This is a genomic window from Paraburkholderia sediminicola, from assembly GCF_046026855.1.
Taxonomy (GTDB): domain Bacteria; phylum Pseudomonadota; class Gammaproteobacteria; order Burkholderiales; family Burkholderiaceae; genus Paraburkholderia; species Paraburkholderia sediminicola_A.
Map to the genome: position 1 here is coordinate 83,581 of NZ_JAQQET010000031.1, position 24,523 is coordinate 108,103.

Sequence of the window (24,523 nt, forward strand, 5' to 3'; positions counted from 1 at the left end):
CCGCGTCGGCTGCCGTTTCGGGCCTCGCGCTGCACGTCGAAAACGACGGCGCTGCAAGGCCAGCAACGGCGCGACCGGGCAATCCCTGACTCTCGCGTTTAACGGGAGGCGCGCACATCCGTCCGATTATGCCATGGGTTTTTACGCTCAAGCCCCGAATAAAGCCTGTACACGCGCGAGATCGGCGGGCGTGTCGACGCCGGGTAGCGGCGCATTCTGAGTGACGAGCACCGCGATCCGCTCGCCGTGCCACATCGCGCGCAGTTGTTCGAGCGCTTCGACCTGCTCGATCGGCGAGATCGCGAGACTCGGGTACGTGCGCAGGAATTGGGCGCGATACGCGTACAGGCCGATATGCCGATGGACGACTGCGGGAGCCGGCGGCGTTGGCATCGACGCCACGTCGGGCCAATGCGGCTGATAGGCGTCGCGTGCCCACGGAATCGGCGCACGCGAGAAGTACAGCGCGACGCCGCGCGCGTCGAGCACGACCTTGACGACGTTCGGATTGAAAATTTCCGCGGGGTCGGTGATCGGATGCGCGGCGGTGGCGATCGCGCAACCGTTATTCGCCGCCAGGTGCGACGCCACGCCGCATACGAGCGCCGGGTCGATCAGCGGCTCGTCGCCCTGAACGTTCACCACGATCGTCTCGTCGCTCCAGCCGAACTGCGCCGCCACTTCCGCGAGACGGTCGGTGCCCGACGGATGATCGGCGCGCGTCAGCACGGCTTCGAAGCCGTGCTCGCGGGCCACATCCAGCACGGCTTGCGCGTCGGAGGCGATCAGCACCTGTTGCGCGCCTGATTCGCGTGCGCGTTCGGCGACCCGCACCACCATCGGCTTGCCGCCGATGTCGGCGAGCGGTTTGTTGGGCAGACGCGTCGAAGCAAGCCGGGCCGGCACGACGGCGATGAACGGGAGAGTGGTGGCGTTAGCGTTGGTCATCGGAAGGACGAGCGGCGATGAAACCGGAAGAAGGCGCTCGCAATTACACCGCGGGCGCTGACGGGAAAGACGGCAAATGCGGATGGCAAGGGCGGATCAGATACGCGGGGCGCGCCGGATGGTCCTGACCTGCACTCGCCCTGCGCCGGGCAAATCAGACTCAGGCGACGGAGCCCGGATTCAGATCGACCGGGGTGCCTTCCACGGTCTGCCGTGCTTCGTCGACCAGCATCACGGGAATGCCGTCGCGGATCGGATAGGCAAGCTTGTCAGCGTTGCAGATCAGTTCCTGCGCAGAACGGTCGTAGCTGAGCGGGCCCTTGCAGATCGGGCAGACGAGAATTTCAAGCAGGCGAGCGTCCACGGACTTTCTCCACAACTAATGCAATGAGGCGATGATCGAGCGCGGCTTCGACAGGGACAACCCAGATGCGCGCGTCGCGCCAGGACCCCAATTTTACCGCATCCTTTTCGGTTATCAGGATGGCGTCCGCGTCGACGTCCGTAAAAGGATTGCGCTCGAACGCGTAGTGATCCGGCAAGGCTCGGGTGGCGGGCGCGAGACCGGCCGCGCGCAACGTCGCGAAAAAGCGTTCCGGCGCTCCGATGCCGGCCGCGGCCAGCACGCGATCGCCGCTGAATTGCGCGAGCGGCCGGCGCAGACCGGGGTTGTCGAGATGCCAGGCGTCGGCGGGCGCGAGTTGCAGCGCGAACGTGTTCGGCCACGCGGGCAGGCTGCGGGAATACGGATCGTTGATCAGCGTCGCGTCGCGATGGCGCGACAGCGGTTCGCGCAGCGGACCGGCCGGCAGCAGAAAACCATTGCCGCCGAGCCGGTGATCGAAGACCACCAGTTCGGCGTCGCGGACGAGGCGGTAGTGCTGCAAGCCGTCGTCGCTGACGATCACGTCGACTTCGCGATGCGCGGCGCACAGCGCCTGCGCCGCCGCGACGCGATCCGGGCAGACCCACACCGGTGCGCCGGTGCGGCGCGCGATCAGCAGCGGTTCGTCGCCGCCGACGCCTGCTGCCGACGTGGAGAAAATCGGCGTCGGCCCCTTGACGCGCGCGCCATAGCCACGCGACACCACGCCGGGCTTAAAGCCGGCGGCGCGCAAGGCTTCGACCAGTGCGATAACGGTCGGCGTTTTGCCGGTGCCGCCGACGGTCACGTTGCCGACCACCACCACCGGCACGCCGACGCGTACGGATTTCAGCCAGCCGAACGAAAAAGCCGCGCGACGTGCGGCGGCGATCGCGCCGAACACGCACGCGAAGGGCGTTAGCGCCCACGCAAACGGGCCACGCTGTTGCCACTCACGTGCAAGGCGCGCTTCGAGACGGTTGTTCAGTTCGCTCATCGGCAGGCCGCAAAGACGAGCGAACGGGGCCGGGACGGCGGCATGGAAGCGCCAGGTGCAATACGCGGGGCAAACGTCAACGCGGTTCTCCGGGCAATCGAAAAGTGAAGCGAAAAGTTAAGACGGCGGCTGCATCCGATGCGTTCGCGCAGTGTGCCGTCAGTGTGCCGCAATGGCGAGCGCTGCGGGGCATTCGGCATGCCGTCGAACCCGCCACTCTAGCCTGCGCGCGTCCCGCCCGGCAAGTCGCGCGCCTCGCACGGCATGGCGAGACGGCGCTTCGAGCGGGTCCGTCGGCCTGTGGATAACTTTGTGGAGAACCTGCCAGTCGATGGGCTGAGAGGGCCGCGCTGAGCGCTCCGTATCGGCAATCGTTCTCTTTAACGAGATATAAACGCTATATAAATCAAATACATGATTCGAATTCGTGCGGCCTGGCGGGGTGGTCTGGCGGTATTTGTCCAGCCGGTCCCGACATGTGGACACTTTTAACAATTCATCTGCGCCGCTGGACGCGGATGGCCACTCGGTCTATCGTCTGTCCGGCCAGTCACGATATTCCTCGCATGAATCCCGAAAGCCCTTTTTCCTCGTCGGCTACGCCCGGCGGTGAAGTTGTCGTCCCCGTTTCCGCGCTCAACCGTGCGATTGGCACGATGCTCGAACGCTCGTTTCCGCTCGTCTGGGTGGCCGGGGAAGTTTCGAACTTCACACGTGCCGCGAGCGGCCATTGGTATTTCTCGATCAAGGACGCCCAGGCGCAGATGCGCTGCGTGATGTTCCGCGGTCGCGCGCAGTACGCCGAGTTCACGCCACGCGAAGGCGATCGCATCGAAGTGCGCGCGCTGGTGACCATGTACGAGCCGCGCGGCGAACTCCAGTTGAATGTGGAAGCGGTGCGCCGCACGGGGCAGGGGCGTCTTTATGAAGCCTTTCTCCGGCTGAAGGCGCAACTCGAAGCCGAGGGTCTCTTTGCTGCCGAACGCAAGCGTGCGTTGCCGGCCCACCCGCGTGCGATCGGCATCGTGACATCGCTACAGGCCGCTGCATTGCGTGACGTCCTGACTACCTTGTCGCGTCGCGCGCCGCATATACCGGTGATCGTATATCCGGCGCCGGTGCAGGGCGTGGGCGTCAGCGCGAAGCTGGCCGCGATGGTCGATGCAGCCAACGCGCGGCGCGAAGTCGATGTGCTGATCGTATGCCGCGGCGGTGGCTCGATTGAGGACCTGTGGGCGTTCAACGAAGAAGTGCTGGCGCGCGCGATTGCCGAGAGCGCCATACCGGTGGTGAGCGGCGTGGGTCACGAAACCGATTTCACGATCGCCGACTTTGCCGCCGACGTGCGCGCACCGACGCCCACCGGCGCCGCCGAACTCGTGAGCCCGCAGCGCGTGTTGTTGCTGCGTGAGCTCGATCATCGGCATGCGACGCTCGCACGCGGTTTCGGCCGCATGATGGAGCGGCGCGCCCAACAACTCGACTGGCTTGCGCGCCGGCTGGTGTCGCCGGCTGAGCGGCTCGCGCGGCAGCGCACGCATCTGCAGCAATTGAGCGTGCGGCTAGCATCGGCGGGGGCGCGTCCCGTACGTGACGCCCGAGCGCGGTTTTCTCTGCTGGAGATGCGCTGGCAGCGCTGGCGCCCTGATCTCGCCGCGCATCAGACGAAGCTCGGCAATCTTTCGCAGCGTCTGGACGCTGCATTATTACGCCAGCATGAACGTCAGTCCGCGCGTATCGGCACGCTGGCCGCCCGGCTCGGGGTGCTGAGTCCACAGCGCACGCTGGAACGTGGTTATGCTGCAGTGCTCGATGCACAGAGCGGCCGCGCGGTACGTGCGCCGTCGTCGCTGAAACCGGGGCGGCGCCTCACGGTGCATCTCGCCGAAGGAGCGGCGGACATTGCCCTCGCCGACGTGCAGCCGCGCCTGACCGACGGTTTCTGACACTTCGCCGACAGCCTGCAAAGGCGTCGTTTTGACCTCCGCATGGGGCAGGCACAGCTCATGCGGATGCACTAAATACGCTATGTGTGCGGCATGTTTGCCGATGCCGGACATAAAGTCCGTTGGTTTGCGGGGTTATTCCAACTCGCCTACAATCGAGTGCTCAAAAGCGTTATCCGCAGACTCCCCCACAACAGATACAGCCACAAGGAAAGCACCATGGAACATACGCTCCCGCCGCTGCCGTTCGCGAAAAACGCGCTCGCGCCGAACATGTCGGAAGAGACGCTTGAGTATCACTACGGCAAGCACCACCAGACCTATGTGACCAACCTGAACAATCTGATCAAGGGCACGGAGTTCGAGAATCTGTCGCTCGAAGAGATCGTCAAGAAGGCATCGGGCGGTGTTTTCAATAACGCTGCTCAAGTGTGGAACCACACGTTCTTCTGGAACAGCCTGTCGCCGCAAGGTGGCGGTGCACCGACCGGCGCACTGGCTGACGCGATCAACGCCAAGTGGGGTTCGTTCGACAAGTTCAAGGAAGAATTCGCCAAGACCGCAATCGGCACGTTCGGCTCGGGTTGGGCATGGCTGGTGAAGAAGGCCGACGGTTCGCTCGACCTGGTCTCGACGAGCAACGCTGCTACGCCGCTGACCACGGACGCGAAGGCGTTGCTGACGATCGACGTGTGGGAACACGCGTACTACATCGATTACCGCAATGCGCGTCCGAAGTTTGTGGAAGCGTACTGGAACATCGCTAACTGGGAATTCGCGTCGAAGAACTTCGCGTGAGATTGCTGTTCCGTGACAATGAAGTCTGGAAACGGCCAAAAAGTTTTTAGCGTGGACGGCGTGCCACGCAATAGACTTTGAAACCGTAGCCGATAAAAAGCCCTCGAATGTGAGGGCTTTTTTGTGCCTGCCTTTCGTTTCAACGTAGCGGTTTCTCGCGAACGTAGCCGAGGCTGACGAAATCAGCCTCTTACAATGGAGAAGACCATCATGCATGAGAGTACGTTGCTAATTTTTGCCGCTGTGGCTTTCGTCGGTATCGCAACGCCGGGACCGACGGTTCTACTGGCGTTGACCAATGGCTCCCGCTATGGACTTCGCCGTGCCGCTTATGGGTTCGCCGGCGCGGTCGCATCTGACTTCGTGTTGATTTTCGCCGTAGCCCTTGGTCTAGGTGCACTGCTGGCAGCGTCGGCGTTCTGGTTTGCTGTCGTCAAATGGGTGGGCGTGGCCTACCTCGCGTACATTGGCATCAGGTTGTTGATGTCAAAGGGCTCGTTGAATGTTGCGAGCACGCATGGCGAAGTCAGCCGCGACAGCAACTCGGCAATTTTCCTCAAGAGTTTCCTCACCGCAGTCACGAACCCGAAAGGATACCTGTTCTTCTCGGCATTTCTGCCCCAGTTTATAGCGCCGTCCGCACCCCTTGTGCCGCAGTACGTGGCACTTGCCATCACGTTCGCGATGGTGGATTGCACGATCATGTCCGGTTATTCGTTGCTCGGTGCACGGGCAATTCGCCTGCTGAAGAAGTCGGGGGCGCTATGGCTCGAACGGTCTTGCGGCGCTGTGCTGGTCGCGCTCGCGGGGTCCCTCGCCCTATACCGACGTCACACGGCTTAGCGTGACTAACGCATACCGCTGCACGCAATCTGCATCAACAGGTCATCTCTCCCGCTGCGATCGGTCCGTATCGCATGAATCATCGGCTACGCAAATACATCAAATCTGAATTCACGATTTCTATTATCGATCGGATATCCCTAGACTTGGCAAACGTTAATAAGACGTGCTGCCATGTCGATTGAGTCACTCGTGTGCCCGTATTCTCGCGACCTTGGCAGTTCGAACAACAACAAGGAATACAGGCATGACGAACCAGAATGCGCGCCGTAGTGCGTTAAAGACATTTGGCCTGGCCGCCGGTACGGCGCTTCTGAGCGCCACCGGGCAATCGCGAGCGATAGCAGCCGACTCGGCATCATTGTTACCCGCAGGGGCAGGCAATCTGTCCGAATTGACCCAGGGATTGGCCGCAGCCCCAAGGCGGCGTGACTTCAAAACGGTTCCCATGATTCTCGAGCGTCCTGACCAATGGGATCACGAGGCGCTGTCTGCTGTCATTGAGTATCGAGGCAGGCCGAAACAGGTTTGGGACAACACCGAACTCGGCGGACCGTGGCTGAACCTGATGCGCAATGCGTTGAATGCGCAGATCTGGTCGTTCAAACATCCGGATTTTCTCGTGGTATCGGCAACGCACGGGTCGGCCCATTTGTCCTTGTTCGACCAGGTCGCGTGGGACAAGTACGGTCTCGCGAAAATGAGCAGCAACAAGTTCGCGGCCAATACGTTGCTCGACAGCAAACCGGCAGAGGCGATGGGTTACGACGATCATGAAGTTGCCGAAGGCGCTTTTTCGTCTCACGACAACAGCATTCCGGCGTTGCTGAAAAGAGGCGTCGTTTTTCTGTCGTGTCACAACGCCATCTGGGAACTGGCGGAGAAACTGAGCGCCGCGAACGCGAATCCGGACAAGTTGCCGCTGGATGCGCTTGCCGCCGATCTGACGAACCATGTCATCCCGAGTGCGATCATCACGCCCGGCGTGGTGGCCACGCTGGTCGAACTTCAACAGGCCGGCTTTCACTACGCCAGTTAAGGATCAGTCATGGCACTCACTCGCGCTCTTAACCCATTGCATGAGCCTCGACGACTCTTGCGGTTAGCACTTGCCGTCTCACTGTGTTGTGCTGCTGGAATCGCGTGTGCATCGCCCGTATCGACGGCGGCTGACATTTTTCCGCCATGGCAGCATGGAGAAAATAACGACGCGCCCGATCGGGGACTCGAATTCACCGTCCCTCAGGTCGACGTGCTGGCCGATTTCCACGGCAACCTGTCAACGCCCAAGCTTGTGCTGTTCGTGGGGGGTAACTATTTCTTCGCGATGGCGCCGCTTGTTGCGCAGTTCGAGAAAGACAACCCTGAATATCGCGGGCGGATTTTTTGGGAAACGATTCCGCCAGGTTTGCTGGTCAAGCAGATGAAGGCCGGCGGCACGATCACGGTCGGCAATATGACCTGGACGGTCAAACCTGATGCCTATTTCGCCGGCTTGGCGAAGGTCAAGGAGCTTATCGCGGACGGCACGCTAACAGGTCCCGCCGTGCCCTACGTGACGAATCAATTGACGATCATGGTTCGTCGCGACAACCCCCAGCACGTCATGTCGCTCAAAGATCTCGCGAGACCCGAGTTGCGGCTCGCGATGCCCAATCCGGCATTTGAAGGTGTGACACGACAGATCAAGACATCGCTGGTGAAAGCGGGTGGCGACGCACTCGCCAAGGCCATCTACGAGGATAAGGTGCAAGCCGGATCGACGGAGCTGACCCAGATACATCACCGGCAAACCGCGCTTTTTCTGATGCAGAATCGCGCCGATGCCGGCGTGGTCTGGAAATCCGAAGCCTTGTTCCAGGAGCAGATCGGGCATCCTCTTGCTCACGTCGACATTCCCGCCGATGAAAACACGACCGCGATCTACGCCGGCGCGCTGGTCAACGGCGCAGCGCATCCGCAAGCGGCTCGCAAGTGGCTCGCTTTCATTCATTCGGTCGCCGCGTTTCAGATATTCCAGCGATATGGCTTTGGCAAGTACGAACCGGCGTCGACTTCGACTATTCAATGATGCGCTGTTGCGATTCGACGAGAACAGTCGAACGCTAGCTTGATACCAATACGAGGCGGGTCACAGCTCGCGACAATTTTGAAGGAGACGAAGTGGACTATTCGGTCATGGCAGTGCGGCGCAGATACCTGACCATGTATCTGGCCATAGCGAGCACGTTGCTGGCAATGTCCGGTGCTGACGCGGATGATCTGACCGCTGGACAAACCATCGCGATGCAGGGCACAGCGAAGGGTGTCGCCGCGTGCATCAGCTGTCATGGCGCGAAGGGCGAAGGCAACGCTGCGGCAGGCTTTCCGCGTCTTGCCGGCGTTAGCGCACCCTATCTGTCGGCCCAATTGATGGCGTTCGCGGACAGGACGCGCCAGAACCCGATCATGCAACCGTTGGCGAAACTGTTGTCGGCGAGCGAGCGCCATGACGTTGCGCAGTACTTTGCCGGGCTGCAGTCGCCTACCGGCATAAACGCGAGTGACAACGAGTCTGTCAAGCCGTCGGACGTCGGCGCATGGATCGCTACGCGCGGACGCTGGAACGAGGGGCTGCCTGCCTGTGTGCAATGCCACGGGCCGGGCGGAATCGGAGTGGGCGCGACGTTTCCACCATTGGCCGGCCAGCCGGCGTCATACATTGCGAGCCAGTTGCACAACTGGAAGAGCGGCACCCGCCCGCCCGGACCTATGGCGTTGATGCCGGCCGTCGCGAGCAAGCTTTCTGACACGGAGATCACGGCCGTTGCTGCCTATTACGGTGGTGGTGGAGCGCCGGCCGAAGGGACCTCTGTGAATGGGAGCAAGCAATGATCGATCGAACCTGGTTGTCTCGCGGTGTGCTCGTCAGCGTGTTGAGTGTGGTTGCCGGTTCGTGCCTGGCTGCTAACGGCGACTTGCCAGCGTTGCCCGCTTCTTCTGCACAAGCTCCTGCGTCGTCGCCGGTAAAGCCATTTTCGCCACCAGCAGAATCGAGTATGCCGACGGGCGGTTTTGGCAAATCGGTCAAACTGGGCGAGCAAATCTTTACGCATACCAAAACGTTCGCCGGGAAGTACGTGGGTAACACCCTGAACTGTGCAAGCTGCCATCTCGATGCAGGTCGCAAGGCGGATTCGAGTCCGCTGTGGGGTGCGTATCCTTTGTATCCGGCCTATCGGAGCAAGAACGGACATGTGAACTCATTCGCCGAGCGGCTCCAGGGATGCTTCATGTACAGCATGAACGGCAAGGCGCCGCCGCTTGGCGACCCGGTGCTCGTGGCATTGGAGTCCTACGCTTACTGGCTCGCGAAAGGGGCGCCGATCGGCGAAAAGCTGCCGGGGCAAGGCTATCCGAAACTTCCGGCACCCGCGCAAAAGGCGGACTACGCGAGGGGGAGCGCCGTCTACACACAGCACTGTGCTTTATGTCACGGAGCCGATGGGCAGGGACAGTCGAGTGGGGGGCAAGCCGTCTTCCCGCCGCTGTGGGGGGCTCATTCGTTCAATTGGGGTGCTGGAATGGGCGACATTCAGAATGCAGCCGGCTTCATCAAGGCGAATATGCCGTTGGGCTTGGCAGGAACGCTGACGGACCAGCAAGCGTGGGACGTCGCGATGTTTATGGACAGCCATGAACGTCCGCAAGACCCTCGCTTTCTGGGTTCAGTTGACGCTACGCGAGCGAAGTTCCATGACTCGCCGCACTCGATGTACGGTCAAACCGTTAATGGACAGGTTTTGGGCGCGCCTGGATCCCAATGAAGTGGTGCGTTGCCACAAGCGTTACCTCGTGTATGCGCGCCCGTGAATGACTTTGTCCCGCAAAGCAAAGCGTCAACTGAGAAGGCTACGACGTCACGCTGACGAAAGCTGAAGAGGGAGTGCGCTCCGCTCCTGCCGGAGGGAGCGACGCGGCGTCTCATTTGTGCGTCAAATCTTTTGGCATCCACGCCTGTTATTACTTACGGGTTACTAAATATTTCTTTCAAACAGAAGGCTTCGTCGGCGTTCCGCATTCCGGGTGCCGCCTTGTCGAAAGCTGGCAGGTTGGTCATCGAAAGACTCATCATCTCCACCCCCATCATCTGAGCGCGGCGCACACCGTACTGGCTATGCGCAGGGCGCTTGCCATGCTCGCTTACAGCCTCGCACCTGCAAAGTCTCCTCGATGTTCGCTGCCTGACCGGAAGCGGCGTAACTTCATTGCTACAAGTTTCGCCCGGTGAGAACTGGTAAACATCGGTAAGTACTGGCTCGCTATTGTTCAACAGTGTCCGTTCCTCTTCGCGCAGTCGACGGCACGCCTTGCGAATGACATCGCATTGACGTGACGCGGACCGCGGTCCGGGTGGAAGCGACATCGATGAAATAGCAGGCCACCGGCGGGGCACGATGGAAACCACCCAGATTCTGGAGCGCGCGACGGCACATCACCTCGCGGGCGAGTTCGGCCATGCGCGCGAGCTGTACGAACGTGCGCTCGCGATCGCCCCCGACGACGCCAACGTGATGTTTCGTCTCGGCGTGCTCGACATGCAAAGTGGTGCGTTCAATGCCGCACTCGACTGGCTCGATCGTGCACTGGCTCGCGCTCCCGATTGCGCGCGATATCACTTCGTTCGCGGACAGGTGCTTGCCGCTGCTCAGCGTTTCACCGATGCCATTGACGCCTACCGGCGTGCTCTGGCACTCGAAGCTGGGTCCGCCGACGTGCTGTTTGCACTGGCGTCAGCGTTGCAATCGGCCGCCGAATACCCTGCGGCAATCGGCGCCTATACCTCGGTGCTGGCGCTCGAACCGGGTCATGCCGATGCGCTCAACAACCTGGGCAACTGTCACCGTCAGCAGGGCGGTATGGATGCCGCTGAAGCCACATATCGGCGCGCGATCGCGGTGCGACCCAACGACGCCAACGCACTCACGAATCTCGGCACGCTCCTCGGGACAGCCGGCCGTCTGAACGAAGCCATAGTGCTGCTCGAGGCGGCGGTGCGCGTGGCGCCCAATTCGCCCTGTGGCCTCGTGAATCTCGGCGTTGCGCTAAATCAGCGCGGCGAGTTCGCCCAAGCCGCCGCGTTGCTGACGCGCGCCCTTGAGTTCGATCCCATGTTTCCCGAAGCAGCGTATAACCTCGCCAACGCGCTGCATGCGCTCGGCAGGCGGCGCGAAGCGGTGAGCCACTATCAGCGGGCGATCGAACAGGCGCCGGTACACGCCGACGCATACAACAACCTGGGTATCGTCTATCAGGAATCGGGATCGCGCGAGGACGCTGCGCAGGCGTTTAGCGCTGCGATCCGTCTGCGCCCCGGTTTCGTTGCCGCGCTCAACAATTCGGCCACGCTGTTGCGCACGCTCGGCCGCCTGGCCGACGCCGAATCCCGCTTGCGCGAAGCGCTTGCCGCCGATCCGCATCACTCGGTCACGCACAACAATCTCGGCAACGTGCTGAAGGACCAGGGGTGCCTCGACGACGGCATCGATTGCTATCGCCGGGCGCTCACGTGCGATCCCTACAACGTCGTCGCGCACAGCAACCTGGTATACGCATTGAGCTTCCAGGCAGAGCATCCGCAGCCGCAGTTGGACGAATGCCGTCGCTGGTCGGTGCGGCACGAGGCGCCATATCGCGACACGCATCGGCCGCATCCGAACGATGCGACACCCTCGCGCCGCTTGCGCATTGGTTACGTGTCGCCGGACTTCCGCGAACATTGTCAGACGCTGTTCACGCTTCCGCTGCTGTCGCACCATGACCACGAACAGTTCGAAGTCTTCTGCTATGCGAGCGTCGTCCGACCGGACGGCCTGACGCAGCGCGTGGCCACTCATGCCGACGTATGGCGCGACGTGCGCGAACTCACCGACGAGCGGCTCGCACAGATGATCCGTAACGACCGGATCGACATTCTGATCGACCTGACCATGCACATGGCGGATGGCCGTCCGTTGCTGTTTGCGCGCAAACCCGCGCCGGTGCAGATTGCGTGGCTAGCCTATCCGGGGACGACCGGCATTGATGCGATCGATTACCGGCTGACCGACCCATGGCTCGACCCGATCGGCAGCGATGCCTGGTATAGCGAAAGTTCCGTCCGTCTGCCTGACTCTTTCTGGTGCTATGACCCGTTGAGCGATACGCCGGCGGTCAACGCATTGCCTGCGCTATCGAATGGATATCCGACCTTCGGCTGTCTGAACAACCCATGCAAGCTGAGCGACGCTACGTTCAGAATGTGGGGCGGCGTGATGCGCGAGATGACGGACGCCCGTCTGCTGCTGATGGCGCCGCATGGCCCGGCCCGCGCGCGCCTGCTCGATCGCCTCGGACAACAGGGTATTAGTGCCGGGCGGGTCTCGTTCGCGTCGTTCCGGCCACGCTCGGAATACCTGCGCACGTATCACCAGATCGACGTTGGACTCGATACGTTTCCGTACAACGGGCATACGACGAGTCTCGATTCGAATTGGATGGGGGTGCCGGTCGTCACGCGAGTTGGCAACACGGTGGTGGGACGAGCGGGGCTGAGCCAGTCGGCAAACCTGGGTCTGCGTGAACTGGTGGCCGATAGCGACGTGCAGTTTGTCGAGATCGCTGTCCAACTGGCACGCGATCTGCCGCGCCTCAATGAGATGCGTGGGGGCCTGCGCGCACGCCTCGCGGCGTCACCGCTGATGGACGGCGCGCGCTTCGCGCGTCATGTCGAAGCCGCCTACCGCGACGTTTGGCAGCAGTGGTGCGAGCGGGCGCAACATGGCGCGCCTGCCGGATGCGACAGCGCGGTGGCCGCCGGGTCCGGCTATGAGCCACGACCGATGGCGCGCACCGTGGTGCCGACCCTCCGTCATTGAGCGAGGCGGATTCAACCGGTCAATGCAACACCCAACGTTTCTGCCAGTTTTTCAGCAGTGTTCATAATTGCAAGGTCTGTCGGGGCCGGTCGTGAGTGCAAGCTTTGTCACAGTTGGTAACTGCGGCGAGGTCAGCGGACCGTTGCGCCGCGCCGGCTCGGACCTTGCGCGCGTTCGATCAAGGCTGCGCTGAAGCGGCCCCCGTCGTATCGGAGTCCCCAGACGTTTGCCGATGCCGATGGCCGCGCCCACCGCCTGCGGGCGCAACCGAACTCGCCGGTGCGGGTGGTGGCGGGTGATTGATGTATTGGAAATTTTGCGCAATCGAGGCGCTCGGAAATGTCGTTGTCGAGGGCTCGATCACGGTGCTCGGGAATGCCGTATTCGATTGCGCGAAAACGGGCGATATGCAGCCGACAGAAGCCGCCACTGCGAAAACAAATCGATTCATCGAGTGATCCTCTGTTGCATCAATGAGTGCCCATGAGCCATGGGTGAGCGCACGTCCAGCGGAGCCGCGGTATGACGGGGGGAGCGCTTCAGCAACCAGATCGCGTGGCTCTGGAGGCAGTCAGTTTAGGCCGCGAGGCGTGAAATCAGATTGCCGCTTCGCTTACAAGCGTTACCCCGTATAACGCGTGGAGCGGCTGATCAGGTCTCCATTTCTGTACAGCGCGGGACAGCGCGCAAGCCATTGCGCAGATGTAAGCGAAAAACTTTCTGTAACGATCATGTAACCAGGGACGGTGCCGTTTGGCCTAACGTTTGAATTCCAATGTCTCTAGAAACGTACCAACATGATCTCCAGCACCAAGTCGATAAGCCTCGCCATACCGGCCGCCGTTGTCGCGCTCGCGCTTGGCGGTTGTGCGGTGATGCCGCCGAGCGGTCCGAGTGTGGTCGCGCTGCCGCGCAGTGGCGAACCGCTTGGGCAGTTCCAGCAGGACGACTACGCATGCCGCGACTACGCTAACCGCTCGACGGATCCGAATGGGGCCGCGCAGGCTGCGACCACAAACAGCGTGAACAGCGCGGCGCTGGGCACACTCGGCGGCGCTGCTGTCGGCGCACTGATCGGTGCGGCGGCGGGTAATGCCGGCGCGGGCGCGGCGATCGGCGCGGGCAGCGGGCTGTTGATCGGCGGCGCGAACGGCGCGAATGGCGCGCAGTATTCCGCCGCAGGTCTGCAAGCACGTTACGACGCGTCTTACGCGCAGTGCATGACCTCGAAAGGCAATACGATTTCGCAGCCGCCGCAGCCCGCCTACTATGCGCCGCAGCCAGCTTATTACGCGCCGCAGCCGTACTACTATGCGCCGCCGCCGCGGTATGTCGCGCCGCCCCCCGTGATGTACGCGCCTTACCCGTATTACTGAGCCTGATCGGCAGCCTCGCTTCGCCGAAACGAAGCGTTTGCGCCAGGTACCAGGCAAGCTTGTTGCTGTAAAGCTTTTGTCATATCTGGCGGAAAGGCACGAAACGATGGCGGCATGCCGCCCGGCAAAGGGCGTACGTTTGGATCGAGGGCCAGAGACGCCGCTTGTCTGGCGGTTCAGCACAGCCCGCAAAGTCCACTCCGCTTCTGCCGGCACGCGCTGTTTCTGACTGCGCCGTGTGACGTAGCCCGACGCACGGAGTGGGTCCGACATCGTGCGAACGAGGCGACTATGCAGCGACCGCAAACCGGTACGTTCAATCCGAGTGTGTGGTCCCGTGTGTGGGCGTGGCTGACGATCGCATTCGTCGTCGCCAGTTTTGTTTCTTGCGGCGGCGGCTCGGGTGGTGGATCAGGTACCGCCTCGGGTTCAGCGGCCGGCGGCGGCACTACCGGCGGTGGCGGCAGCGGCACGAGTGGCACTGGATCGACCGGCGGCTCAATGGGTTCAGGCAGCACATCTACGGGAACGACGGCCTACGCCACCGACGTGCTGATGCATCACAACGATCTCGCCCGCACCGGCCAGATGCTTGCCGAGACCACGCTGACGCTCGCGAACGTCAATTCAGCCAGCTTCGGCAAAGTTGCGTTTCTCGCCGCGGACGGCAAGGTCGATGCGCAGCCTCTGTTCGTGACCAGTCTGCCGATCGGCGGCACGTCGCACGATGTGGTCTACGTCGCGACTGAACACGACAGCGTGTATGCCTATGACACCAACACCTTCGCCCAGTTGTGGAAGGTCTCGTTGATCGGCAGCGGCGAAACATCCAGCGACGACTTTAGTTGTCCAGACTTCACGCCGGAAATCGGCATTACGTCTACGCCGGTCATTGACCGCAATCGTGGCACGAACGGCGTCCTGTACGCCGTGGCGATGACCAAAGACAGTAGCGGCACCTATCATCACCGTCTGCATGCGCTCGATCTGACTACCGGCGCGGAAGTGCTGGGCGGCCCGACCGAGATCGCGGCGACCTACCCGGGCAACGGTGCCGGCAGCGTCAACGGCGTGATTACCTTTAATCCTTCGTTGCATACGGAGCGCGCGGCGCTCACTTTGGTCGGCGGCAACATCTATATGGGCTGGACCGCGCACTGCATGGCGGGCGCGTACACCGGCTGGCTGATGGCCTATAGCGCCGACACGCTCAAGCAGACCAGCGCGCTCAACATCACGCCAAACGGCAGCCAGGGTTCGATCTGGATGGCGGGCTCGGGAATGGCGTCGGACGGCACCTCGATTTACGTCGTGGACGGCAATGGCACGTTTGGCACCACGCTGAATGCGCAGGGCTTTCCCGTCGACGGTGACTTCGGCAATTCGCTGATGAAGCTGTCGTCAGGAAACCTGCAGGTCACCGATTACTTTGCCATGGATAACGTCGTGGCCGAGGCAAACGCCGACAACGATTTCGGTTCGGGCGGCGTGATGCTGTTGCCGGATCAGACGACCACGGGCGGCGTCGTCAAACATCTGGCGGTGGCGGCGGGCAAGGACAACAACATCTATGTCGTTGATCGCGACTCGATGGGCAAATTCAGTCCGACAGCAAACAACATCTGGCAGGAGCTGAGCGGTACGCTCGCGGGTGGCATCTGGGGTTCACCGGCTTACTACAACGGTGTGGTGTATTACGGTGGCTGGAACGATAACCTGAAGGCGCTGCCGGTCTCGGGTGCGTTTCTCGCGACCACCGCTTCGTCGAAGAGTCCAACCATGTTTGCCTATCCCGGTGCGACGCCGGCCGTGTCGGCGAACGGCACGGGCAATGGCATCGTCTGGGTGGCGGAAAACGGCACAACGGGTGCCCTGCATGCGTATGACGCAAGCAATCTTGCGAGCGAGCTGTACAACAGCAATCAGGCCGGGACCCGCGATCAATGGGGCGCGGGCAACAAGTTCATCACGCCGATGATCGCGCGCGGCAAAGTGTATGTGGGTGCGACTAATGGGGTGGCGGTGTTTGGCTTGCTGTGAGTGCGGCAGTGGCAGTTTTAGACGCAGCCCGTAGACAACCGTCATGGGATGAAGTGAGTTGATATTGCGCGGTCGTGGAGCCGGCGCTGTGGAACTGTGGGACGCGCTGTTGCCGTTGCGGTTTCAGTTCGATCGAAGCGTCGTGGATTGGAAATGGAAAAGCCCCTGTTCATGACGAGCAGGGGCTTTTTGTTTGCCGCGGCGGAACTTGTACTGCGGCACTCACATTGCTTCAGTCCGCGCCACGCAATATGGGGCGCTTACTCCGCGTCGCTTGTAGCGGCTGTCTTTCGCGGGCGGCGACTGCGCGGGGCCGTTTTGCGCGCTGCCTTTTTGGCGGGCACGGGCGCTTTTTCTTCTGCGACAGACGCAACCGGTGCTTCAGCAGATGCCGGGATCTCCGGTACCTCATCGGTCTTTCGCGGCGTTGCCTTCTTCGTTTTCTTCGCAGCTGTCTTGCGCGGTGCGCGTTCCTTGCGGCGCTTAGGTTGAGTGCCGCTCGCTTCCTGTGCTTCTTCGCCGGCTACCGCGACGGGTTCATCCGCAGAGGCCGCCGGTTCTGCCCAAGCCGCTTCCGGCGTTTCGAAAACGAACTCGCGGGCCGATGACGCATGCGTGTGCACGGACTCTGCTTGAGCCTGCACATGGCCGCCGTGCTCGACTGCCGCGCGGTCTTCGTGCGCGGCTTCCTGCTGGCCACGACCGGGCTTGCGATTGCCACGGCCCCGGCGTCGCGACTCCTGCTTGCCACCCGACCCGGCGACCACTGTTTCGGTCACCTGTGCCTCAACTATCTGTTCTGCCGACTCGCCAGATTCGGCTGGATCATTCACGTTTTCGGCGCCCACATTCGCGGTCGTCCCCCGATAAACGTATGCGCCTGACTTCTCGTCGCGACCGAATTCAAGCAGCCCACGCGCCTGGGCTTCTTCCAGCAGATTGCCGAATGCGCGAAAGCCATAGTACGTCTCGTTGAAATCTGGCTTGCGGCGCTTGATTGCGTTCTTCAGCACCGACGCCCAGATCTTGCCACTGTCGCCACGTTCGGACGCAAGCGCGTCGAACGTTTGCACCGCGATTTCGACCGCTTTGGTGCGGCGTTTTTCGAGGTCTTCCTTGTTGCGCGACTTTTCTTCGTCGGGCGCACGTTTGGCCGTCTGCTGCGTAGCCTGTTGCGGGCGCGACGACTCGCGTTTGGCTACCGTGCGCTGACTTTCGCGCACGAGGTCGTCGTAAAAGAAGAATTCGTCGCAGTTTGCGATCAGCAGATCGGAGGTGGATTGCTGCACGCCGACGCCAATCACCTGCTTGTTGTTCTCGCGCAGCTTCGACACCAGCGGCGAAAAGTCGGAGTCTCCACTGATGATGACGAAGGTATTGACATGCGATTTCGTGTAGCAGAGGTCGAGCGCGTCGACCACGAGCCGGATGTCGGCCGAATTCTTGCCTGATTGACGCACGTGGGGAATCTCGATCAACTCGAAATTGGCCTCGTGCATCGGGCCTTTGAAACTCTTGTAGCGGTCCCAGTCGCAATACGCCTTCTTCACGACAATGCTGCCCTTAAGCAGCAGACGTTCGAGCACCAGCTTGATGTCGAACTTGTCGTACTTCGCGTCGCGCACACCGAGCGCAACGTTTTCGAAGTCGCAGAATAGCGCCATGCTGACGGTTTCGTTGGATGACGCCATGAATATCTCCATTGAAGCGATCGTCAAATTCGACGAATCGCGACCATGATAGCGATTCCTACGGAGGCGATCAGCTTTTGTGTTCCTGGCGCACCGATACGGCGGGTAAAAAGCCGCCCGGCATGTGTAAGCAGGGCGGCCTTTCCGCTCTACAGGTCATGGTGACGAGCCGGGTCGCCTAGCGCCGCGCGCGTTTCCAGCACCTCGTCGATGAGGCCGTACGCCTTTGCGCCGTGGGCCGACATGAAGTTGTCGCGGTCGGTGTCGCGTACGACCTCCTCGATACTGCGCCCGGTGCGCTCTGCCATCATCGCGTTGAGGCGTTCGCGCAGGTAGAGCACCTCTCGGGCCTGGATTTCGACGTCGGCCGCCGTGCCCTGGCTGCCGCCCGACGGCTGGTGAATCATGATGCGCGCGTTCGGCAGCGCGTACCGTTTGCCGCGCTGGCCGGCGGTCAGCAAGAATGTCCCCATGCTGGCGGCAAAGCCGGTGCACAAGGTCGATACCTCGGGCTTGATGAACTGCATCGTGTCGTAGATGGCGAGACCGTCGTACACCGAGCCGCCCGGCGAATTGATGTAAAAAGAAATATCCTTGTCGGGATTCTCGGATTCCAGAAACAGCAATTGGGCGACGATCAGACTGGCTGACTGTTCGTTTACCGGGCCGACCAGAAAAACGATCCGCTCGCGTAGCAGGCGCGAATAAATGTCGTAAGCGCGCTCGCCGCGGCCTGACTGTTCGATCACGGTGGGCACGAGGCCCAGGCCGACGACGGAGGGATAGCTGGAATGCATGGTTGCCTCGTTTTATGCGGTGTATTGCCGGTAGCCGGTAGCGGTGACCGATTCGAACAACCGCGTACCTGTTGCGCGGGTTGTTGTCCGTATGACGGGAGGGCGGGCGGTGGTGTGACAGGAATATTTCTTCGTCGGGCTGTCACATCGGCGGGGACCTGGACGTCAAGCTGAAAAGGATGCAGATTGCAGCGCGCGCCCGGACAATGTCGCAGGCAGCAGGCAGCAGGCAGCAGGCAGCAGGCAGCAGGCAGCAGGCAGCAGGCAGCAGGCAGCAGGCAGCAGGCAGCAGGCATCAGGCCCGCAAGGCGCCGCGCGCATTTCACTACGCACGATCTGGAGGTCTACGCATGACGGAACAAGGAATCGACAAGGCAGCCAGCTTCGAGGCCGTGCGCGCCCGCCTGTTCGCGCTGGCGTACCGGATGCTCGGCAGTCGCGCCGAAGCGGAAGACGTGGTGCAGGACGTCTGGCTTAAATGGCATCTCGCCGATACACAAGAAGTGCAGACGCCGGCGGCCTGGCTCACCACGATCACCACGCGCGCGGCGATCGACCGGCTGCGTCACGTGCAGCGCGAGCGCGCGTCACAGGCCGCCGGCTGGTTGCCGGAGCCCTGGCTAGACGAGGTGGCGCCATCGGCGGAAGAACTGGCCTTGCGCGCGGCGGAGATGTCCTACGGTGTGATGCTCCTGCTCGAGCGTCTGAAGCCGGATGAGCGGGCGGCATTCGTGCTGCATGAAGCTTTCGATTGCGACTATGCGGAGATTGCGAAAATCCTCGACCGTACGCCGGCCAGTTGCCGGCAGATTGTCCATCGGGCCAAGGCGCGTTTGCAGCGCGCGGGTGCGCCGCTGGAACGGCCCGATCCCGCCGCCCATGCACGGATCGTCGAGCGTTTGCGCACAGCACTGGAGGCGCAGGACCGGCTTGGTTTGCTGCGTCTCTTTAGCGACGCGCCCGAAGTTGTCAGCGACGTCGTCAGCGACGCGCCGGTGTGCACGCAGGAACTGGCGCCAGTGGCCTGGGTGGAGACGGTGACCGCGCTCGCGCATCAGGCGAGCCATGCAGAGGTGGTGTCGGTCGAAGGCGCAATGTGCATTGCGTTGCTGTTCGACGGCGAGGTTGTGGGGGTAATCGACGTGTCCACGCACAGTCTTGCGGACGGTTCGGTGAAGATCGTCGCGTTGCGCGCCGTCACCAGCGCGGCGCGTTTGCAGGCAGCCAACCGCTTGCTGGGTCGCGCGGCCGTCATGAAGCTGCTCGCGCGGATCCAGCAGAACACCATTGCCTCAATTACGATGCGCAGCGACTTCCCAGTTGATGTCGACGCATAGCACCTGCGTGCCGTGCGGCGTATGCGCGGCGATCGAGGCGGTCACGCACAGGTGCGCTTCGTTGATCGACAGGTAGGGTGGCGTGAGGTGCACCTGGCCGGGCACGCGCATTGCCTGAATGAAGTACGGCCGGCGTTCCCAGCTCGCACCTTCGGAATGCAGCAGCGGCCGGAAGCGCTTGGCGCGTTGCGAAGCACGCCCCGCCGGCAGTACGTTGTCGCCGATTTGCCGGCCCGAACCGTCGAGCACGAAGCAGCGGGCTGTTTCGCCGAGCATGAGCAGCGACGCAGTCGCCTGGGTCACCGATTCCCCGGCCACGAGTTGGGCAGCCGCCGTTTCCAGTGCTGTGACATAAGGGGCGAGCCGCGCGGACTGTGCGCGTTCGCGCGTAGCAACCCGTTCGCGTAGCGCGGCGGAGAGCGAGTCCATCAAGCCGGCCGCCGCTTGCGGTTTCACCGGCTCGACGCTCGGGCCCGCGAAGAACGCGCCCTGCACGAAGTCGACATTACATTCGAGCGCGATCAGCGCATCGCGCTCGGTGCTCAGGCCGCCCATCAGCACCAGTTGGCCGGATTCGTGCAGCAGCGAGACGAGGCCCGGCAACACGCGTTCGATATGCGAGTGTTCGCTCGCTTGCGCGAGGATGCAGCGGTCGAGCGTGACGATGTCCGGGCGCAGATTCCACACGCGGTCGATGTTCGAATGCTTCGCGCCGAAACCGTCCAGCGCGATCAGGAAACCGGATTTGCGCAACGCGTCGATGATATCGGCGAAACGCGTGGTTTCACCGCCTGCCTGTTCGGACACTTCCAGCACCACCCGTTGCGGCGGCAGGCCCAGCGCCTTGAGGCCGGCGAGCAGTGCGTCGCCGTAACTGGTGTCCATCAGCGCTGCCGGGTGCAGGCTCAGGAAAAGCCATTCGTCGTGGCTGTCGAACGCATTGAAATTGCCCAGATGCAGCGATTCGGCGAGCCGCCCGAGTTCCAGCAGGTCGCCGCGCCGCGCCGCCTGCGTAAAAACCTCGTGCGACGGCACTTGCAGCGCATGTTCGTCGTGTGCGCGCAATGAAGCGTGATAACCGATCGCGCGCCGGTGCGACACCGAGAAAACCGGCTGGAACACGCTGAAAACGGTGTAGCCGCCGTACAGAACGGTGCGCCGGGACCCTTCGTCGCCGGCCATTGGGCGCGGCGGCTGGAAGCCGGGAGGATCGAGTTCGATCATGCTCATCATGTCAGTCGTGTGGAAGTGGCGGCGCGCCTGCATGCTCGGCACGAGTTCGCACGCGCAAATTGCGAGTTTACAGGATAGTCGAGCAAGAACTATGCGCGCGCGGAAACACACTGTACGCGCACAGTTACCACGGTCAGTACGGCGATTGTGCGCCAGCGCGGTCGCGAAAGCGATGGTTCGCACTTCTGTGGTGCGGCCCGCGCCCCGTTGCGGGTCGGGGCCCGAAACTCAGGTCCGCTCCGAAGGGTCGGTCTTTTTTGAGGGTGTGCGGATGTCCGGCGACAGTTGCGCGAAAATCCACGACGAGCCTGCGGTGATGATGCCTACACCCAGGAACGTCGCATGGAACGCGGGCAGCGAGTTGGCGGCCGTCACGCGCGGCAGGAGGCCGGTAAAGGTCGCGAGCAATGCACCGGCCACCGTCACGCCGAGACTCATCGACAGCATCTGCACGAGCGAGAACAGGCTGTTGCCGCTGCTCGCGCCGCCGGTGCCGAGGTCCTTGAGCGTTAGCGTGTTCATCGCGGTGAACTGCACCGAGTTGACGCCGCCGAAGAATGCCAGTTGCACGAGCCTCAGCCACAGTGGCTGGCCGGCGGTGGTGAGCGCGAAGCTCGCCATGGTCAGCCCCACCAGCACTGTGTTGACGATCAGCACTTGCCGGTAGCTGTACTTGACGATCAGCGTCGTGACGAGGCGCTTGGCGGCCATGCCCGCGGCCGCTACCGGCAGCATCATCATGCCGGCTTCGAAGGCGCTATAGCCGAGACTCACCTGCAATAGCAGAGGGATCAGATACGGCATCGCGCCGCTGCCAATCCGCGCGAACAGATTGCCGAGCAGACCGACGCTGAAAGTGTGGATCTTGAACAGGTCGAGCGGGAAGATCGGCGCAGGCTCGCGTACGGCATGCAGGCCATAGGCGACGAAGCAGGCGAGACTCAGGATCAGCAGCACCAGCACCGTGGCGTGCTGAATACCAAACTCGGTGCGGCCGTCGAGCGCGAATGAAATCGCCACCATGCCGAAAATCAGCAGCAGATAGCCTTTCAGATCGAACTTGCCGGTGTGCTCGTTGCGGCTATCCGGCATGAAGATGAACGTGGCGATGCAACCCACAATCCCCACCGGCACATTGATCAGAAAGATCCAGTGCCACGATGCGATTTTCACGAGCCAGCCGCCGAGCGTCGGGCCGATCAGCGGCCCGATCAGCCCCGGGATCGCCACGAACGACAAGGCGGCCAAATAGCGTTCCGCCGGGAAGGTGCGCAGCACCGCGAGCCGTCCGACTGGCAGTAGCATCGCCCCGCCAATACCTTGCACGATGCGGTAGATCACCAGCTGATTCAGGGTATGCGCGTTGGCGCACAACAGCGAGCCGACCGCGAACACGAGGATTGCGCTGAAAAACACGCGCCGTGTGCCGAGTTTGTCGGCGAGCCAGCCGGATACCGGGATCATCACCGCCATCGTTAGCGAGTACGCGATCACCACCGACTGCATGCGCAACGGCAACTCGCCAAGACTCGTCGCCATCGCGGGGAGCGCGGTGTTGACGATGGTCGAGTCGAGCGTCTGCATGAAGAAGCCGGTGGCGACGAGCCACAGCATCACGGTGAGTGAACGGGGCGAACGGGGCGAGGGAGCCGAAATGGCGGCGGAGGCGGGCAGGGGCGGGGGCGTGGACATAAGGGCGGCTGGGCGCGCAGGGACGGGCTGGGACTCGCTATTCTAGGGAAAAGCGTGGCCCGGCGCAGTAGATAAGCGCCAGGCGCGACGACAAGTCAAGCCGCTTTGGCCGAAGCAGGCAACGCCACGGCAGCGTGAAAAAATGCCTGCGCGCGCGGCTCGTTGCCGAACGCCGCGTGAATCCTGATCCAGGGGCTGACTGCCGTGTTCGGCCGGAAATAGCTGCCGGGAATGACCGTCACGCCGAGCGGTGCGGCGCATGCTACGAACCGTTCGGAGTTGTCGACGTGCGGTACACGTGCCCAGACGAACTTGCCGCCGACGGGTTTTTCGAACAGCTCCCAGCCGGCGTCTTCGAGTGTCTGGATGGTCGAGCCGAGTGCGTCGCGCATGCGGCGACGCAGCCGCTCGAGGTATTTGCGGTACGCACCGCGTTCCAGCAGCGACACGGCGACCGCCTCGGCAAAACGCGAACCGCCGATGCTCGTCAGCATCTTGATGTCGACCAGATCCTTGATGATCGCGTGGCTGGCCACCACGCAGCCGATGCGCAGCGACGACGACAGCGTCTTCGACAGGCCGCCCACGTAGATCACGTGTTCGAGCTGGTCGAGGGTCGCGAGCCGGTCGGTGACGTCACTCTGGAAGTCGGCGTAGATGTCGTCTTCGATGATCTTGAAGCCGTGTTCGCGCGCCAGTTGCAGCAGCCGGAACGCTACCGGCGGTGCGACCGTGGTGCCGGTCGGATTGTGGAACACCGTGTTGATGAACATCAGTTTCGGCCGGTGCAGTTGCAACTGCGCCTGCAACACATCGAGATCGGGACCGTTGCGGGTGCGCGGAATGCCGATCAGCTTCACGCCGTGCAGCTTCAGCAGACCGTACAGGTTGTAGTAGCCGGGGTCCTCGACGAACATCGTGTCGCCGGCTTTGAGCATGTAACGCATCAACAGATCGAGCGCCTGGCTTGCGCCGTTGGTGATCAGAATCTGTGAGGCGTCCGCCTGAATTCCCAACTGGCCGATACGGCTTTGCAGATGTTCGCGCAAGGTCAGATTGCCGAGCGGGGTCGCGTAATCGACCATGCTTGCGGTGTCGGTGCGCGACACGTGGCGGATCGCCTGCGCGAGGCTATCCATGTCGCGCCACGCGTCGGGAATGAAGCCGCTGCAGAGCTTGAGCGTCTCGCCCGGGTGGTTGAACTGCTGCAGAAGGTGTCCCGATTCGTCCTCGGCGCGGCGCGGGTCCGAGGTGCCCTGGCACTGCGTGCTGGCCGGCTGACGGTCGGCGACATAGAAGCCCGAGCCGTGGCGCGAGTCGACATAGCCGAGCGACACCAGGCGGTCATAAGCCTCGATCACGGGGAAACGGCTTACGTCATAGTCGGCGGCGAACTGACGGATCGACGGCAGCTTTGCGCCGGGGTGAACCGTGCGTGACCGAATCCAGGCGGTGACGCTTGTGACGATCTGCTCGGTAAGCGGTACGCCGCTATCCCGATCGAGTTGAATTTCGAGTTTCATGCGGTTCTTTCCTCCAACGGAGACCCGGCGCGCAGAACCGCC

Annotated in this window: 20 protein-coding genes; 11 read left to right on the top strand and 9 right to left on the bottom strand. The window is 62.4% G+C overall.

The features are described from left to right. Positions 1-147: 147 nt before the first annotated feature. From kdsB to lpxK, 3 genes are all read right to left on the bottom strand, one after another. Positions 148-948, bottom strand: coding sequence for a 3-deoxy-manno-octulosonate cytidylyltransferase (kdsB, locus tag PQR40_RS28845; protein ID WP_408235072.1), 801 nt, complete (start codon positions 946-948; stop codon positions 148-150). Between the two features lie 160 nt (positions 949-1,108). Continuing rightward, on the bottom strand, positions 1,109-1,312 hold the full coding sequence (locus PQR40_RS28850; protein ID WP_006050060.1) for a Trm112 family protein: 204 nt from the start codon (positions 1,310-1,312) through the stop codon (positions 1,109-1,111). Next, positions 1,293-2,309, bottom strand: a complete 1,017-nt coding sequence (gene lpxK / locus PQR40_RS28855; RefSeq protein ID WP_408337469.1) for a tetraacyldisaccharide 4'-kinase — start codon at positions 2,307-2,309, stop codon at positions 1,293-1,295. The genes PQR40_RS28850 and lpxK overlap by 20 nt, the downstream gene beginning before the upstream one ends. 566 nt (positions 2,310-2,875) lie before the next feature. Here lpxK and xseA point away from each other — a divergent pair. From xseA to PQR40_RS28890, 7 genes are all read left to right on the top strand, one after another. Further along, on the top strand, positions 2,876-4,255 hold the full coding sequence (gene xseA, locus PQR40_RS28860) for an exodeoxyribonuclease VII large subunit (protein ID WP_408510355.1): 1,380 nt from the start codon (positions 2,876-2,878) through the stop codon (positions 4,253-4,255). Between the two features lie 219 nt (positions 4,256-4,474). Beyond that, the gene (gene sodB, locus PQR40_RS28865) at positions 4,475-5,053 is read left to right on the top strand and encodes a superoxide dismutase [Fe] (protein ID WP_408206612.1); all 579 of its coding nucleotides are present in this window, start codon (positions 4,475-4,477) and stop codon (positions 5,051-5,053) included. Positions 5,054-5,263: 210 nt separating this feature from the next. After that, the gene (locus PQR40_RS28870) at positions 5,264-5,896 is read left to right on the top strand and encodes a LysE family translocator (RefSeq protein WP_408235081.1); all 633 of its coding nucleotides are present in this window, start codon (positions 5,264-5,266) and stop codon (positions 5,894-5,896) included. A gap of 247 nt (positions 5,897-6,143) precedes the next feature. Continuing rightward, the gene (gene tetH / locus PQR40_RS28875) at positions 6,144-6,935 is read left to right on the top strand and encodes a thiosulfate dehydrogenase (protein ID WP_408337471.1); all 792 of its coding nucleotides are present in this window, start codon (positions 6,144-6,146) and stop codon (positions 6,933-6,935) included. A gap of 9 nt (positions 6,936-6,944) precedes the next feature. After that, positions 6,945-7,967 carry a substrate-binding domain-containing protein gene (locus PQR40_RS28880; protein ID WP_408510356.1) on the top strand — a complete coding sequence of 341 codons (1,023 nt, stop codon included), beginning with the start codon at positions 6,945-6,947 and terminating at the stop codon, positions 7,965-7,967. Between the two features lie 92 nt (positions 7,968-8,059). After that, complete coding sequence (locus tag PQR40_RS28885) at positions 8,060-8,770, top strand: c-type cytochrome (protein WP_408510357.1); 711 nt, start codon at positions 8,060-8,062, stop codon at positions 8,768-8,770. Beyond that, positions 8,767-9,702 carry a c-type cytochrome gene (locus PQR40_RS28890; RefSeq protein WP_408510358.1) on the top strand — a complete coding sequence of 312 codons (936 nt, stop codon included), beginning with the start codon at positions 8,767-8,769 and terminating at the stop codon, positions 9,700-9,702. The genes PQR40_RS28885 and PQR40_RS28890 overlap by 4 nt, the downstream gene beginning before the upstream one ends. Positions 9,703-9,902: 200 nt before the next feature. Here PQR40_RS28890 and PQR40_RS28895 read toward each other — a convergent pair whose 3' ends face one another. After that, a complete protein-coding gene (locus tag PQR40_RS28895; RefSeq protein ID WP_408337477.1) occupies positions 9,903-10,208 on the bottom strand; it encodes a hypothetical protein in 306 nt (101 codons plus the stop codon). 124 nt (positions 10,209-10,332) lie between these two features. On the opposite strand from PQR40_RS28895, the gene PQR40_RS28900 reads away from it, so the two are divergent. The 3 genes from PQR40_RS28900 (at position 10,333) to PQR40_RS28910 (ending at position 16,208) form a co-directional block, all read left to right on the top strand. Then, a complete protein-coding gene (locus tag PQR40_RS28900; protein ID WP_408510359.1) occupies positions 10,333-12,792 on the top strand; it encodes a tetratricopeptide repeat protein in 2,460 nt (819 codons plus the stop codon). 797 nt (positions 12,793-13,589) lie between these two features. Then, positions 13,590-14,168 (top strand): glycine zipper family protein, encoded by a 579-nt coding sequence (locus PQR40_RS28905; protein ID WP_408235095.1) that lies wholly within the window; start codon positions 13,590-13,592, stop codon positions 14,166-14,168. A 291-nt stretch (positions 14,169-14,459) separates the two neighbouring features. Further along, on the top strand, positions 14,460-16,208 hold the full coding sequence (locus tag PQR40_RS28910; RefSeq protein WP_408510360.1) for a PQQ-binding-like beta-propeller repeat protein: 1,749 nt from the start codon (positions 14,460-14,462) through the stop codon (positions 16,206-16,208). A 260-nt stretch (positions 16,209-16,468) separates the two neighbouring features. On the opposite strand, the gene PQR40_RS28915 is transcribed toward PQR40_RS28910, so the two are convergent. Together PQR40_RS28915 and clpP are read right to left on the bottom strand one after the other, a co-directional pair. Then, positions 16,469-17,899 (bottom strand): NYN domain-containing protein, encoded by a 1,431-nt coding sequence (locus PQR40_RS28915; protein ID WP_408392069.1) that lies wholly within the window; start codon positions 17,897-17,899, stop codon positions 16,469-16,471. A 149-nt stretch (positions 17,900-18,048) separates the two neighbouring features. Beyond that, positions 18,049-18,696 (bottom strand): ATP-dependent Clp endopeptidase proteolytic subunit ClpP, encoded by a 648-nt coding sequence (gene clpP / locus PQR40_RS28920; protein WP_408392067.1) that lies wholly within the window; start codon positions 18,694-18,696, stop codon positions 18,049-18,051. 350 nt (positions 18,697-19,046) lie between these two features. Between clpP and PQR40_RS28925 the strand changes: the two genes are divergently transcribed. Further along, positions 19,047-20,033 (top strand): sigma-70 family RNA polymerase sigma factor, encoded by a 987-nt coding sequence (locus PQR40_RS28925; protein WP_408235110.1) that lies wholly within the window; start codon positions 19,047-19,049, stop codon positions 20,031-20,033. Here the strand turns inward: PQR40_RS28925 and PQR40_RS28930 are convergent. From PQR40_RS28930 to PQR40_RS28940, 3 genes are all read right to left on the bottom strand, one after another. Beyond that, positions 19,989-21,263, bottom strand: a complete 1,275-nt coding sequence (locus PQR40_RS28930) for an EAL domain-containing protein (RefSeq protein ID WP_408337561.1) — start codon at positions 21,261-21,263, stop codon at positions 19,989-19,991. The two genes, PQR40_RS28925 and PQR40_RS28930, sit on opposite strands and share 45 nt — an antisense overlap. A gap of 231 nt (positions 21,264-21,494) precedes the next feature. Further along, a complete protein-coding gene (locus PQR40_RS28935; RefSeq protein WP_408510361.1) occupies positions 21,495-22,958 on the bottom strand; it encodes a multidrug transporter subunit MdtD in 1,464 nt (487 codons plus the stop codon). A gap of 95 nt (positions 22,959-23,053) precedes the next feature. After that, positions 23,054-24,481 (bottom strand): aminotransferase-like domain-containing protein, encoded by a 1,428-nt coding sequence (locus PQR40_RS28940; RefSeq protein ID WP_325043275.1) that lies wholly within the window; start codon positions 24,479-24,481, stop codon positions 23,054-23,056. Between the last annotated feature and the right edge of the window lie 42 nt (positions 24,482-24,523).